We start from the raw sequence: 14,020 nt of genomic DNA on the forward strand, positions 1-14,020 counted from the left end.
GCCGCTCATTTAAACGATCCCGGACGACAAGGTCTTGGCAGCTGGGCGGTCGATTCCACACTGCGCACGGTAACCACTGGCGCGATAGGCGATAACCGGATCAATTGCACCACCACTTTGATAGCGCGCCATTTGTAAAATTGGCTCCACATCAAGGTTGTAGGCGGCCTTAAGGGTCGCCTGGGCCATCATCGGGTCATTGTCATCTTGAAAGGCTGCCAATGCCTCGCGGTCGATAAGTGAGGCCTTAACAAAAGCGCGCTGCACTTCGGCTGCGCTATAGATCAAGCTTTCTATCGGGTCCGTCACGTTGTGGGACTGATCGAGCATGTAAAACGGCGAAAATGGTCGCCCGCTCATTTCAAGGTTCACCAGCTCATTGAAAACCAGGAACAACTGATAAGGATTAATTGAACCACTGTCTAGGTCATCATCGCCGTACTTGCTGTCATTAAAGTGGAACCCCCCAAGCTTTCCAAACTGAGCTAAACGCGCCACGATCATTTCGATATTAACATTGGGCGCATGATGACCAAGATCCACCAAACACGCACAGCGTTGACCAATTTCGGTCGCCGCCAAGTACGAACTGCCCCAATCCTGAATCACCGTCGAGTAAAACGCCGGCTCAAAGATTTTGTGTTCAAGTAACATTTTCCAATCGTCCGGAAGTGCTTGATACACCGACTTAGTTGACTCCAGGTAGCGCTCAAATGTTCGCGTAAAATCTTGCTGCCCTGGAAAATTAGAGCCGTCGCCGACCCACACCGTCAACGCGCTCGATCCAAGTTTTTGACCGAGTTCAATGACCTCGATGTTATGCGCAATCGCTTGCTCTCGTGCGCCCTTGTCAGCACTGCTCAAACTGCCGTACTTATAGGAGTGCGGCTGATCTAGCTGATCCTGAAAGGTATTTGAGTTCATGGCATCGAATGCCATGTCGCGCTCGGTGGCAAAACCCAACAACTCGCTGGGGTCGGACGGCGTATCCCATGGGATATGTAAGGAGATAGTCGGCGTGGCTGCGCCTAACTGATGAACGACCGCGCAATCGCTAACCTTTTCAAAAATATTGCGTGGTTCACCTGGGCCGGGGAATCGGGCAAATCGCGTGCCCCCGGTCCCCAACCCCCATGACGGCAGCGCCACGGCAAAGCCCTTGGCACGTGCCACCATGGCATCGGCGTCAACGCCAACACGCGCTAGCTTCACGCTCAACGCAGCAAAGTCGTCCTCTACGCCAGTCACCAGGCGCTCGTTGTGCTCTTGCACCAACTGTTGGTCAATCATTTTCATAGCGTTGTGTCCTGGGTTAGCGAGTAAACGAAGGCGCATGGCCCGCGTCGACATTTAGAATGTTGCCGGTTGATTTAGCCGACTGATCAGAAACGAAGAAGTAAACGCCATTGGCGATGTCCTCAGGGAATACATTGCGTTTAAGCATGCTTCGGGCGCGGTAGTGCTCCTCAAGACTATCGGCGTCAAGGTTGTATGCACTCGCGCGTTCCTCTTTCCATTTACCGGACCAAATTTTGGATCCGCGTAACACCGCATCCGGGTTAACCACGTTTGAGCGAATACCGTGCACGGCACCTTCCAATGCGACGCATCGAGACAGCTGAATTTCAGCCGCTTTGGCGACACAATAAGCTGACGCATTGGCTGATGCGACCAAGCCATTTTTGCTAGCCACAAAAACGAACTCACCACCGATGCCCTGGCTCGTCATCGACCTAAATCCCTCTCGCGCGACTAAAAAATAGCCGGTCGATAAAATCGATTGATTGAACTCCCAGCTCTCTAAGGTGGTTTCTTCCAAGGGCGCCGACGAGGCGATACCGGCATTGGACACAACCACGTCAACACCACCGAATCGTTGCGCGCAGTATCCAAATGCGCCGATCACGTCATCCTCATCAGTTACGTTCATCGCAAAACCGTCTACTTGATCCGCGCCATACACATCCGACAACTCAGCCACAGTGGCCTCTAAGCTTGCTTGGTCGATATCCGTCAATAGCACACACGCGCCCTCACTCAACAACCGCACGGCGGACGCTTTACCGATACCACCCGCACCGCCCGTGATCACGGCGATACGACCGGCCAAGCTCTTGGGCTTGGGCATTCGCTGTAACTTCGCCTCTTCCAGCAACCAATACTCGATGTCAAAGGCTTCCTGTTCCGGCAGCCCCATGTACTCGTCAACACTGCTTGCGCCACGCATGACGTTGATGGCGTTAACATAAAACTCACCGGCAATTCGAGCCGTCGCTTTATCCTTGGCAAAGGTGAACATACCAACACCAGGCACTAGGTAGACAACTGGGTTGGCATCACGTATCGGCGGACTGTCAGCCCGCTTGCAGCGCGAATAGTAGGCGCTGTAGTCCGCTCGATAGTGCTCCAACGCCGCGTCTAGTTGTTCGATAACATCGTCGACATTCGGTTGATCAGGCTGAAACCCGAGCACCAGCGGCTTGATCTTAGTTCGCAAAAAATGGTCAGGGCATGAGGTGCCCAGTTCTGCCAGCTCTTTTAGTTGTGCGCTGTTAACAAACTCAAGCACCTCTGAGCTGTCATTAAAATGGCCGACCTGACGCTGGTCAGCACTGCTCTTGCCTCGAATTACCGGCATCAAACGCTCAGCAACCCGCAAACGCTGATCCGGCAGCAACGCGTGAGTCCGTGCGCCGCCAAAAACTAGTGCCGGATCGATTTTTCGATCCAACCAGGCCTGCGCTTTGTTAATCATGGCAAGCGACAGGGCATAGCAATCCTTGGACGAATCGGCCCAGGTGAACAGCCCATGAGCTTCAAGTACAACACCTTTAAGTGATGGATTTTCACGAGCAATCTGCTCCAGGTCCAACCCCAACTGGAACCCTGGACGGCGCCACGGCAACCAACCAATATCGTCACCAAAAACCTCAGCTGTAATCGCTTTGCTGTTACGGCTCGCAGCAATCGCAATCACCGAATCAGGGTGCAAGTGATCCACATGCTTAAATGGCACATACGAGTGCAAGGGCGTATCGATACTGGCGGCACGAGTGTTCAGGTTAAATGTGCAGTGAGGCAAGTAGCCGACCATCTCGTCTTCGTGTTCGACCCCGCGATATAACCCTTTTAGATGATTTAGCTTGTCAAGGTAAAGCGTCGCGAAACCGCCCAAATCCATACTGCCGATATCGCCACCAGAGCCCTTGACCCACAAAACAGCCGCCGTTTCACCCGTCACCGGATCGACACTGTCCACCTTCGCAGACGTGTTTCCGCCCCCGTAGTTGGTTACACGCTTATCGGATCCAAGTAGATTCGAGCGGTATTGAAGTAACTCAGGCTCGCTCATCGACTCGGCTACGTTGTCGTCCCACATGTTAGGGACCAGATTTACTGCGTGCTCATGACCGCTCATGTAGGTTGCTCCTGATTATAATCGTTGTATGAAAGCGAAGGCTGCGCGCTTGACTCCGGCATTTCGGCCCAGACCAGCACACGACATGCAATGAATGCTAATGACTGAGATTGATCGTTTCAACCATTATATTGATTAAGTTCAGTCAAAGGCGGTTATTTACGATCAAAAGTGCTTGTATTTTGAAATAACATGAAAGATATTGATTGGAGAGAGGCCCTGATGCACGAAATTGAACGACACAGAATCATAAAAGCCGAGACTACATCTCGACCTGTTGTCACCGTCGGCTACTTGGTCGAATTGCTCGGAGCCTCGGAGGCCACCATTCGGCGCGACATCGCCTACTTACATAAAGAAGGCTTGTTAAGGCGAGTACGCGGCGGGGCCGAAGCACTGCGGCCACCGACGACAACGAATCTTGCGGGCCGACCATTTTCGGTGACACAGGCCATAAACGCCAAGATTAAGCGCGGCATCGCCAAACAGGCCGCGACACTGTGTACCGAGGGCGATTCGATCATCATCGGCGGCGGCAGTACCGCTTTTATGATGGCGGAGCATATACGAGACAGGCGATTGCAAGTCATGACCAACTCCTTTGTCATCGCGGAGTACTTGGTCAAAAACAGCAATTGCACGGTGACCCTTCCGGCTGGAAAGGTATATCGAGATCAAAACCTGATCTTGAGTCCTTTTGACCAGGATGGCTCCTTCGGGTTTTACGCGTCGAAAATCTTCTTTGGCGCACAAGGTATTGGGCCTTTGGGCGTGGTCGAAACCGACCCCCAAATTGCCCAGGGAACGACTCGTTTGCTTCGTCAAGCTGAGCGAAGAGTCCTTCTGATAGACAGCTCCAAATTTAGCCAGCGAAGTAGTCTTATCGTGAGCCAGCTGGCGGACTTGGATGTTGTGATCACAGACGCCGGCGCAGATAAAAGCGCGCGCGCCTTGATCCAAGAGCACGGTTGCCAACTGATCATCACCGATGATCAGGCAACCGAAAACTAGAGACTCGGCTTCGCCAGAGGGTCTCGGACAACAAAAATAAGGTTGATGGAGATCACTACCATGGCATTAAAAAAAATACTGGCATCTGCAATTGTTGCTACCGGCCTAGCGACCGCTGGCGTTGCACAAGCTGATGACGTTCGCATTGGCCTCGTCGTCAAAGCATTGGGAATCGGCTTTTTCGAAGCCGCTGCAGAGGGTGCCGAAGAAGCCGCAAAGGAACTGGGCGGCGTCGAAGTCATCTACACAGGGCCAACCACCACGACAGCGGAAGGTCAAATTGAGGTAATCAATTCATTAATAGCACAGCGTGTAGACGCCATTGCAGTATCCGCTAACGACACGGACGCTCTGGTGCCGACGCTGAAAAAAGCACAGCAACGGGGCATCAAAGTTATCTCGTGGGATTCTGGAGTCGCTGTTGAAGGACGCAGTGTGCACTTGAACCCGTCTAGCAATGCTTTAATCGGCGAAATGAACATCAAACTTGCTGATGAAGCTGTGAAAGCAACGGGTTCATCGAATGGCCAGATCGCCATTTTGAGTGCAACCCCAACGTCTACAAACCAGAATATCTGGATTGAAGAGATGAAAAAAGTTCTGCCGAACTACAGCAATCTAGAACTGGTCACTACTGTCTACGGTGATGACTTAGCAGATAAGAGCTATCGCGAAACTCAAGGTCTACTCAAGTCCTACCCCAATCTGAAAGCCATTGTGGCACCGACCTCGGTGGGTATTGTTGCCGCCGCCCAAGCGGTCCAAGACGCGGGCAAGATTGGACAGGTCTTTGTAACTGGATTAGGACTACCCTCAGAACTTGCGGGCCACGTTGATTCTGGGGCGGTGAAAAGCTTCGCGATCTGGAATCCGATTGATCTCGGCTACGCCGCAACGATGATTTCTTACAACCTAGTCAAAGGCAATGCGACCGCAACCGAGGTCAGCATGGGGCGCATGGGTAGCGCCATGCTAGACAGCGACGGCAGCGCCGCGATGGCAGAACCCTTTATCTATAACGCGTCAAACGTCAAAGAGTTCGCCGAAATATTTTAAGCGTTTCTGCGCACTCGCGTTTAGCTGGAAGCAATCCTTGCTTTCAGCTAAATCTCATTTATTGAAGCGACAACAAAAGAATAATTTATGTCTGTGACTAAACCTTTGGTGTCCCTGCGCGGGATTTCAAAATTTTTCCCCGGTGTTAAAGCGTTGGATCGCGTTGAACTGGACCTTTACCCCGGTGAAGTGGTGGCACTGGTCGGCGAGAACGGGGCTGGAAAGTCCACGCTGGTCAAGATTCTTACGGGCATCTATCAACCCGATGCCGGCCATATTGAATATGACGGGGCGGCCGTCCGTTTGAGTACGCCCGACAAAGCTCGGGCACTCGGTATCACCGCGATCCATCAAGAAACCGTGTTGTTCGATGAACTTTCAGTCACCGAGAACATATTCGTCGGGCAATACATTAAGCACGGCGTATTCGGCAACCTCGATTGGCGATCCATGCACAGCAAAGCGGCCAAAATCTTAGCCGACATCGAAGCACCAATCAGCCCCGACACCTTGCTACGCGATTTAAGCATTGGGCAGCGCCACATGGTGGCTATTGCACGCGCACTCTCTTTTGACGCCCGAATAGTCGTATTGGACGAGCCTACAGCCGCACTTTCCCAACATGAGATTCAAGAGCTTTACGCGATCGTCGAACGACTGAAGAATCAGGGTTGCGCGATTATGTTTATTTCACACAAGTTTGATGAAATCTTCCGAATTTCCGATCGCTACACCGTATTCCGGGACGGCACGTTCGTTGAGCAGGGCTTAATACGAGACATCAACGAAAGCCGGCTCATCAAATTAATGGTCGGCCGCAATGTTGATCAGCTATTTCCAAAGAAAACCATCGATTTGGGCCCGCCTGTTTTATCAGTCGAGAACTACTCGCATCCGACCGAATTCGACTCAATTAGCTTCACCCTCCGCAAAGGGGAAATTCTGGGCTTTTACGGGTTGGTCGGTGCCGGTCGCACTGAACTGATGCAATCCATTTTTGGGGTAACCCAATTGGCATCCGGCACCATCCGCATTCATGGACAGGTGATCGACGTGACATCACCGCAGTCAGCCATTGCGCAAGGTATTGTGTATGTTCCTGAGGAGCGTCAAGCGCAAGGCGCTGTCATCGATTTACCGATCGTAGAAAACATCTCATTGCCGCAGCTGAAAACCGTCAGCCGCGCAGGATTCATCGACAACACCGCGGAGTACGAGTTGGCAGAGGTGTATGCCACGCGGTTGAGGGTCAAAGCGCCCAACTGGTATGAGACCGTCGAAAATTTATCGGGCGGAAACCAGCAAAAAGTCGTCATCGCAAAATGGCTAGCCACTAAACCCTCGGTCGTGATTCTAGACGAACCGACTAAAGGCATTGACATCGGTTCCAAGGCTGCCGTCCACGAGTTCATGAGCGAGCTGGTCGAGCAAGGGCTCTCGGTGATTATGGTGTCCTCGGAGCTACCAGAAGTTATGGGCATGTCGGACCGAATCGTGGTGATGCACGAGGGACTATGTGCATTGGAGCTGGAACGCGCTGATTTTTCAGCCGAACGTATTGTTGCCGCAGCGAGCGGTGGGAGTCACTCACTATGAATGCGCTGTTTAAACGCCGCGAAACGCTTCTAGCCATTGTTATCATCGCAATGGTCGCAGCAATCGCCACCGTCACCCCGGAATTTATCGCCCCCTCGAACTTGTTGGCGGCGTATACCGACACCTCGATTCTGATTATTTTGGCGATGGGCCAAATGTTGGTCATCGTGACGCGGGCCATCGACCTCTCCGTTGCCGCCACGGTCGCGCTGACCGGCATGGTGATGGCCATGGTCAACACGCAAATGCCAGAGCTTCCTCTGATTGCACTGTTACCGCTCGGAATCGCTCTCGGCCTTGTGCTGGGTCTCGTTAATGGCTTGCTGGTCTGGAAACTCGGTATCCCTGCCATCGTCGTGACCCTCGGCACCATGAGTATTTACCGCGGGCTTGTATTCTTGATAAGCGATGGAGCGTGGGTCAATGCACACGAAATGACCGCCAGCTTTATCGACCTGCCGCGATCGAGCTTTTTGGGCATCCAGGGCTTTGCTTGGGTATCTATACTGGTTATCGCCTTGACCTATGTATTCGTCAACAAGCGCCAGGTCGGACGTGAGCTGTTTGCAGCGGGCAACAACCCCACCGCTGCGTTTTACACAGGCATTGATGTTGGCCGCAGCCAATTTATAGCGTTTGCCGTGTCAGGCATGCTCGCCGGTGTCTGCGGCTACCTCTGGGTCGCGCGCTATGCCGTTGCCTACGTCGATGTTGCACTGGGTTTCGAACTTCAAGTAATCGCAGCCTGCGTGATTGGTGGCGTCAGCATTGCCGGCGGCATAGCGTCTGTGACGGGCTGTTTATTGGGCGCGCTCTTTTTGGGCGTGATCAACAACGCCCTTCCCGTCATTGACGTGTCCCCGTTTTGGCAAATGGCCATTTCCGGCGCGGTCATCGTAATCGCCGTTGTCGCTAACACTCATGCAGAACGGAAGTCGGGCCGAATTATTCTCCGATCGGCTGTAGTAGGTAACCACTAATGCACACGTCCAGCGACACACGAAAAAAGCTATCGCAGCACCCTATCTTCGCCAAGCTGAAGAGCTGGGAATCTTTTTTGATATTCATGACCGCGGGGGTTTTTATCGCGAACTCGCTCGCATCTCCCTACTTTTTAGACCCCTGGAACCTGTCAGACGCGACCTTCAATTTCACTGAAAAGGCCATCGTTGCCTTGCCCCTAGCGCTGCTAATTATTTGTCGAGAAATTGATCTTTCGATTGCATCAATTATTGCACTGGCGTCGGTAACGATGGGGTTTTGTGCCGAAGCTGGACTGGGCACACCATGGATTGTGCTGGCCGGACTAACCACGGGCGCGTTGTGTGGCGCATTTAATGGCTGGCTGGTTACACGCTTTGACATTCCGTCGATCGTCGTGACTATTGGCACCATGAGCCTATTTCGCGGCCTTACCTATGTTTTGCTGGGCGACACGGCGCTCAAAAACTACCCGGCCGAGTTTGATTTCTTTGGTCAGGGGTACGTCTATTCGGTACTCAGCTTTGAGTTTTCGTTGTTCATGCTGTTGGCGGTGGTTTTTTACCTGCTGCTGCATCGTTCAACCTTTGGTCGTCGAACTTATGCCATTGGCAATAACCCCACGGCCGCTTTTTATTCCGGCGTCAATGTCGCCAGGCACAAGATGACCCTCTTTATCTTGGTAGGTCTGTTCTGCGGTATTGCGTCCGTGATGCTGACATCGCGGCTGGGCAGTACCCGGCCGACCATCGCACTGGGCTGGGAGCTCAGCATTATTACCATGGTGGTACTGGGCGGGGTCAATATTCTTGGCGGTTCCGGCTCCATTAGTGGCGTCATTATTGCCGTATTCCTGATGGGGCTGGTGACCTTTGGCTTGGGTTTATTAAACGTACCCGGCATCGTGATGTCGATCATTATTGGGGCCATGCTGATTGGTGTAATCGCGGCGCCAATTCTTCTAAAACGAATGAGACTTGGGGCTGGACGAGCATGAAACGTGACGCATTCGTTATGTACCTGAACCCGGGCATGAGTGAAGAATACCAAGCCCGGCACGATGACATCTGGCCGGCGCTGGTGTCTGCACTGCATAAACACGGCGTTTCTGATTATTTCATTTTTATAGAACCGCAAACCCATCAACTATTCGCGACCTATTGCATCACCGACAATTTCGACGCTGATGCCCTGCGCGCAGAGCCAATCATGCAGACGTGGTGGCAAAGCATGGCGCCATTGATGGCAACCAAACCTAATTCCAATGAACCCAGCTCTGTCGCGCTGCTGCCTGTATTTCACATGCTATGAAGAACACTGACGCGATTATTGTGTTCGACATCGGAAAGACCAACGCCAAGCTCAGCGCCTTGAGCCTTGACGGTGGCGCATCCCTCTATTCACAGCGGACTCCCAACAAACCGACGCTAGGCGGTCTTTACCCGCATGCCAACGTTGATAGTCTGTGGGACTGGTTTTGTGAACAATGCTGTATCTGTGCGAAGCATTTCCATGTCCGTGCCATCAGCATTACTACCCATGGTGCGACGATCGCATGCGTCAACAACGATGGACTGACTCTGCCAATCATGGATTATGAGTGGGCCGGATGCGAATCAGTCAGCGAATCTTACAACCGGGTCCGGCCGAGCTACGACGAGACGCTGTCACCATCCCTGCCGGGAGGGTTGAATGTCGGAAAACAGCTGTTTTGGCTCCACCGACATCACCCCGACGCGTTCGCCGCGACCGAGATGGTCCTGACATACCCACAATATTGGGCATGGCGAATAACGGGCGTCGGCGTCAGTGAACGCACGTCACTGGGGTGTCACACGGACCTGTGGCGGCCCGTTGATGGACAGTTTTCTAGCTTGGTCAGCACAATGAACTGGGCCCCAAAATTCCCACCGATTCAACCGACCGGTCAGGTCTTGGGTCCCATCACCTCGGAATTCGCAAATACCACCGGACTTCCAGCTGACTGTGAAGTCGTCAACGGCATTCACGACAGTAATGCGTCGTTGGTTCCCTACCTTATGGACACAGACCCGCCATTTACCGTCGTTTCAACTGGAACATGGGTCGTCATGGCAAGCGTCGGCGCCAAACATTCGGACTTGGATGAAGATTTCGATATGTTGGCAAACGTTAACTACCAGGGACTGGCAACGCCAAGCGCGCGATTCATGGGAGGGCGTGAATGGGAGTTACTCAGTGGAACTGAGCCGGAGACCGCTGCGGACCTGGTAAAACTAATGCAGAACCGGGTCATGGCACTCCCCTGTTTTTCCGGCCAAGGCGGTCCATTTCGGCACCAGGCAGGAACAGTCGATACCGCCGAGCATGGCGAACTCACCGAATCGGAGAAAACAACGCTGGCCTCAATTTATGTTGCGCTAATGACTGACTATTGCCTGACACTGCTGGGTAGCGAGGGACCCATCACAATCGAGGGCAGCTTCGCTAAAAATTCGATATTTCTAACTGCGATCGCTACATTCCGTCCCACCCAACAAGTCTTTGCCAGTATCGATAGCGCGGGAACAACACCCGGTGCTGCAAGTCTTTACCCAGAGTTTATCCCTGCCACACCCGTCAATCATCCGCCAATTACCGCTCCAGACGACCCGGACTTCAAAGCAGCACTGACTGATTACAGGTCCCGTTGGTTAAAGCGCATCCTTAGTTTTGTGGCGGGCAGTTCGTAACTGGTGCACGTGCTGTTCGGCAACCAAAACCTTGCAAGGCTCGATACAGCCGCGGCCATCAAATTCGAGCGCGCACTGTCCCGATAGCCCGCACGCACCATTGCCCCGCGCTATACTGCGTTACACACTGAAATCTAAACAGGCTAGGTCATGCGCAAAACTCACCCGAAATTATTCGTCGGTTTATTCGCGTCGCTCGGCGTAATCGCGCTCGGTGCGATCGCACTTTGGTGGCTGGGACCGCATCACGGGGCTGCTAGGCTGCATCATTCAGGTGCCCACGACGAAGCCAACATGCCGGGGCTGAACGGTGTCGACATCAGCACCACCGAAATCGCCGACTTAAAAGCGCTGTTCCAACAGCACACCGCGCTTCGCCGCGAGGTCAAATTACTCCCCAACGGCGTCACCACGATCACTGAAACGGACGATGTACCCCTGCGGGCTGCGCTGGTCACGCATGTGATACAGATGGTGGAGCGCTTACAGCAGCAACGAAATCCCCAGGTGATCATCCAGTCACCGACCTTGGATCAACTGTTCAGTCAGGCCGACCAGATCACCACCCAGGTCACCCCGACCGCGACGGGTATTGCCGTAACCCAGACCTCGGACAACCCGTCCGTGGTCGCATTGCTGCACCAGCACGCCGGCGAGGTCAGTGATATGGCCGAGCGCGGCATGCAGGCGGTGCATGAACGCATGATGTCAACGAATTAGCCGACCTTGAAGGTCGAATAGCCGCGCGTTGTGCGGTACGAATACGAAAGCTCGATACAGATACAAAAAAGCCCCTGAAAATCAGAGGCTTAATCGTTATGTTTGGCGGAGAGAAAGTCCGCCTTATTTATATCTATGACTTTCCATAAACGTCCACAAAATTCCTCAAAGCCCAGTTAAATCGATACTCTTGAGGTACCACTAGTCTATCGCTGTCCACTACACGGCGACATCACTTACATTTGGGCGGGGCATTGCTGGAGCTATTTAGCCGTGGTCATGGACTTGCATACCCGCCGGGTGGTCGGGGCGGCACTATCGGACAAGCCAAGTGGCGCGCTGGTTGTTAGCGCGTTTGAGCATGCAGTGGCTGAGCGAAAACCAGGCCCTGGACTGATGTTTCATTCGGACCAAGGTAGCCAATATGCCTCGCGCCAGTTTCGGCGAATGTTATGGCGATACCGAACGGTTCAAAGCACGAGCCGGCGCGGCAACTGCTGGGATAACGCACCGATGGAGCGGCTGTTTTTCGCCGCGGTCGAAATTGGGCTGACGTTGGTGTCGTGCAAACTGATCTACGGTGCGTTGATCTAGGGCGTGGCGACGGGCTCTCATGCCCGGCAACGCAGCAACTCGCGGCACTGTGGCGGAGCAGGTATCACCCGCACAGGCCGCTGGCGCCTAGGTTAAACGAAGACGAGCAAGCCCGCCGCGAATATGACGATCCATAAGCAGGCCAGCCAGGTCAGGATCTTGATGGTTAAGTGCTCGCAAAATCATCGCGTGCTCGGCGCTGGACTCGCCTAAGTTGGCGGCGTCGACCAGACCTCGGCTTCGAAATAGCAGCGACTCCTTCATCACCGTTTCTATCATGGACACCAAGCGGGGCGATGCAGACGCGCGGTGAATCGCGCGGTGAAACTGAATATTTAACTGATAATACTCGCTGAACATCTGACGATCCGATGCAGCACACATTTGCTCATGCAATTCGGTCAAGCCCTGGAGCCCGTCAGCGGACAGTCTAGTGGCGGCCAAGTAAGCGGCGCGGCCTTCCAACATTGAACGTATTTCGTAAATTTCACCCACCTCGCTGAGCTGTAAGTCGCGCACCACAATACTGCGCGCGCTCAATCGTTGAAGCAGGCCATCGGCTAACAAGTCTTTAATCGCATCGCGAATAGGCGCCCGCGACATGCCCAAACGTTCAGCAAGGTCCCGCTCAGTGACTTTTTCACCTGTGGTAATCGCACCATCAATAATCAAGGCTTCAATCATATTTCGCGCTCGCAAGCCGAGCGACGCTAACCCACCCATTAACCCTCCTATGGAATACCAAAACAAAGCTTCAAAACACGCCGCTCTGCCGATCGCTAAAATATTTACGTATAAATTGCTAAATTTATTGCAAATAATCTGAATTTCGATTGATGGACCGCAACTCTCCATGCAACTATCGATTCGCTTGGTATACCAAGAATAAATCTAACAATCGAGCACACGACGGAGCATACCTAATGATTAAGCCCTTAAAATTTAGCGCCCTCGCTGGCGTTTTAGCCATAACGATGGCCGGTGGCGTTCATGCAGCACCCGACCACAAGCTAACATTTTCAACCTACTGGCCAACCTCGTACAACTATTTGATTGACCCGATTTTCACCTTCGCAGAAGTCGTCAAAGAGCGGACCGGCGGCCGTGTTGAAATCGAGATATTCCATTCCCAGCAATTATTTGGCGGCAAGGAAGAGTTCGCCGCGCTTGAACGCGGCGATATTGACATGTCCGCGCCGATGGACACCTACAACACTGGCGCAATACCGGAATTAGGTATCGCCAGCATGCCCTTCTTATGGCCAAGCCCCCGTGCCATGCAAACCAGTCTGGATGCTGGGTTATGGGATCTGGGTGTTTCACAAGCGATGGAAAAGCGTGGCGTCAAAGTACTCAATGTCGCCGCCGGCGGCCCATACCAAATCTACGGCAATGGGTTTGAAATCAAGCAGCCGTCTGACTTACAGGGCAAAAAAATTGCCGTCAGCGGGACTGCCGCAAGCCGTGCGATGGAACTGATCGGCGCAGCGCCAACGTCGATGAGCTCAGGGGACCTATACGTTGCCCTTCAACGTGGCACGATCGATGCAACTTCGCGCCCGCTGATCACCGGTATCGGTCGCAAACTCTACGAAGTGCTCGACAACATCACCGTCGTCAACATGTCGTATTTCGCCACCGCGCTGGCCATTAACATCGACAGCTGGAACAAGCTGCCGGCGGATATTCAAGCCATCATGGAAGAGGCCGCAAATGAGCGAGGACAGCAGCAACTAATGCTGTTGGAAGAATACATGGCCGACGCGAAAAGCCTGTTTGAGGAAAACAACGTCAACTATCACGTCGCAACGCCGGCAGAGCTAGCCTCGTTTAAGCAAGCTGTTGACCCTGTCTATGACTGGTGGCGCGCGCAGGTCCCAGAAGCCAACGCCTACATCGACTTCGCTCAAAACAACCAATAAGCCAACGCCAC

12 protein-coding genes and 1 pseudogene are annotated in these 14,020 nt (G+C 53.2%); 10 read left to right on the top strand and 3 right to left on the bottom strand.

Annotation, left to right across the window (positions count from 1 at the left end; genetic code table 11):
- Positions 1–9 precede the first annotated feature (9 nt).
- Complete coding sequence (rhaI, locus tag GH975_RS07795; protein ID WP_246164701.1) at positions 10–1,296, bottom strand: L-rhamnose catabolism isomerase; 1,287 nt, start codon at positions 1,294–1,296, stop codon at positions 10–12.
- A 16-nt stretch (positions 1,297–1,312) separates the two neighbouring features.
- Positions 1,313–3,418 carry a bifunctional rhamnulose-1-phosphate aldolase/short-chain dehydrogenase gene (locus GH975_RS07800; RefSeq protein ID WP_153713985.1) on the bottom strand — a complete coding sequence of 702 codons (2,106 nt, stop codon included), beginning with the start codon at positions 3,416–3,418 and terminating at the stop codon, positions 1,313–1,315.
- A gap of 192 nt (positions 3,419–3,610) precedes the next feature.
- On the opposite strand from GH975_RS07800, the gene GH975_RS07805 reads away from it, so the two are divergent.
- The 9 genes and pseudogenes from GH975_RS07805 to GH975_RS07845 all read left to right on the top strand — a co-directional run.
- On the top strand, positions 3,611–4,429 hold the full coding sequence (locus GH975_RS07805; protein WP_246164702.1) for a DeoR/GlpR family DNA-binding transcription regulator: 819 nt from the start codon (positions 3,611–3,613) through the stop codon (positions 4,427–4,429).
- A 60-nt stretch (positions 4,430–4,489) separates the two neighbouring features.
- The gene (rhaS, locus tag GH975_RS07810; RefSeq protein ID WP_153713986.1) at positions 4,490–5,485 is read left to right on the top strand and encodes a rhamnose ABC transporter substrate-binding protein; all 996 of its coding nucleotides are present in this window, start codon (positions 4,490–4,492) and stop codon (positions 5,483–5,485) included.
- An 87-nt stretch (positions 5,486–5,572) separates the two neighbouring features.
- Positions 5,573–7,081 carry a sugar ABC transporter ATP-binding protein gene (locus GH975_RS07815; protein ID WP_153713987.1) on the top strand — a complete coding sequence of 503 codons (1,509 nt, stop codon included), beginning with the start codon at positions 5,573–5,575 and terminating at the stop codon, positions 7,079–7,081.
- Positions 7,078–8,061, top strand: coding sequence for an ABC transporter permease (locus GH975_RS07820; RefSeq protein ID WP_153713988.1), 984 nt, complete (start codon positions 7,078–7,080; stop codon positions 8,059–8,061). Before GH975_RS07815 ends, GH975_RS07820 begins: the two co-directional genes overlap by 4 nt.
- Before the next feature lie 86 nt (positions 8,062–8,147).
- Positions 8,148–9,059 carry an ABC transporter permease gene (locus GH975_RS07825; RefSeq protein WP_246164703.1) on the top strand — a complete coding sequence of 304 codons (912 nt, stop codon included), beginning with the start codon at positions 8,148–8,150 and terminating at the stop codon, positions 9,057–9,059.
- Positions 9,056–9,373, top strand: coding sequence for an L-rhamnose mutarotase (locus tag GH975_RS07830; RefSeq protein WP_153713990.1), 318 nt, complete (start codon positions 9,056–9,058; stop codon positions 9,371–9,373). Before GH975_RS07825 ends, GH975_RS07830 begins: the two co-directional genes overlap by 4 nt.
- A complete protein-coding gene (locus tag GH975_RS07835; RefSeq protein WP_153713991.1) occupies positions 9,370–10,773 on the top strand; it encodes an FGGY-family carbohydrate kinase in 1,404 nt (467 codons plus the stop codon). Before GH975_RS07830 ends, GH975_RS07835 begins: the two co-directional genes overlap by 4 nt.
- A 150-nt stretch (positions 10,774–10,923) precedes the next feature.
- Entirely contained in the window at positions 10,924–11,493 is a 570-nt protein-coding gene (locus tag GH975_RS07840; protein WP_211365788.1) for a hypothetical protein, read from the top strand.
- Positions 11,494–11,718: 225 nt separating this feature from the next.
- Positions 11,719–12,021: pseudogene (locus GH975_RS07845) on the top strand (transposase); the annotation flags it as partial.
- A 153-nt stretch (positions 12,022–12,174) separates the two neighbouring features.
- On the opposite strand, the gene GH975_RS07850 reads toward GH975_RS07845, so the two are convergent.
- A complete protein-coding gene (locus GH975_RS07850) occupies positions 12,175–12,810 on the bottom strand; it encodes a GntR family transcriptional regulator (protein ID WP_170272590.1) in 636 nt (211 codons plus the stop codon).
- A gap of 200 nt (positions 12,811–13,010) precedes the next feature.
- Between GH975_RS07850 and GH975_RS07855 the strand changes: the two genes are divergently transcribed.
- Positions 13,011–14,009, top strand: a complete 999-nt coding sequence (locus GH975_RS07855; protein WP_170272591.1) for a TRAP transporter substrate-binding protein — start codon at positions 13,011–13,013, stop codon at positions 14,007–14,009.
- Positions 14,010–14,020 lie beyond the last annotated feature (11 nt).

The organism is Litorivicinus lipolyticus (assembly GCF_009650135.1).
GTDB lineage: Bacteria > Pseudomonadota > Gammaproteobacteria > Pseudomonadales > Litorivicinaceae > Litorivicinus > Litorivicinus lipolyticus.

What these genes read in the sequence shown, in the direction of transcription:
- rhaI (WP_246164701.1), bottom strand. Translation starts at nt 1,296, where the DNA reads ATGAAAATGATTGACCAACAGTTGGTGCAAGAGCACAACGAGCGCCTG.
- GH975_RS07800 (WP_153713985.1), bottom strand. Translation starts at nt 3,418, where the DNA reads ATGAGCGGTCATGAGCACGCAGTAAATCTGGTCCCTAACATGTGGGAC.
- GH975_RS07805 (WP_246164702.1), top strand. Translation starts at nt 3,611, where the DNA reads ATGAAAGATATTGATTGGAGAGAGGCCCTGATGCACGAAATTGAACGA.
- rhaS (WP_153713986.1), top strand. Translation starts at nt 4,490, where the DNA reads ATGGCATTAAAAAAAATACTGGCATCTGCAATTGTTGCTACCGGCCTA.
- GH975_RS07815 (WP_153713987.1), top strand. Translation starts at nt 5,573, where the DNA reads ATGTCTGTGACTAAACCTTTGGTGTCCCTGCGCGGGATTTCAAAATTT.
- GH975_RS07820 (WP_153713988.1), top strand. Translation starts at nt 7,078, where the DNA reads ATGAATGCGCTGTTTAAACGCCGCGAAACGCTTCTAGCCATTGTTATC.
- GH975_RS07825 (WP_246164703.1), top strand. Translation starts at nt 8,148, where the DNA reads ATGACCGCGGGGGTTTTTATCGCGAACTCGCTCGCATCTCCCTACTTT.
- GH975_RS07830 (WP_153713990.1), top strand. Translation starts at nt 9,056, where the DNA reads ATGAAACGTGACGCATTCGTTATGTACCTGAACCCGGGCATGAGTGAA.
- GH975_RS07835 (WP_153713991.1), top strand. Translation starts at nt 9,370, where the DNA reads ATGAAGAACACTGACGCGATTATTGTGTTCGACATCGGAAAGACCAAC.
- GH975_RS07840 (WP_211365788.1), top strand. Translation starts at nt 10,924, where the DNA reads ATGCGCAAAACTCACCCGAAATTATTCGTCGGTTTATTCGCGTCGCTC.
- GH975_RS07850 (WP_170272590.1), bottom strand. Translation starts at nt 12,810, where the DNA reads ATGGGTGGGTTAGCGTCGCTCGGCTTGCGAGCGCGAAATATGATTGAA.
- GH975_RS07855 (WP_170272591.1), top strand. Translation starts at nt 13,011, where the DNA reads ATGATTAAGCCCTTAAAATTTAGCGCCCTCGCTGGCGTTTTAGCCATA.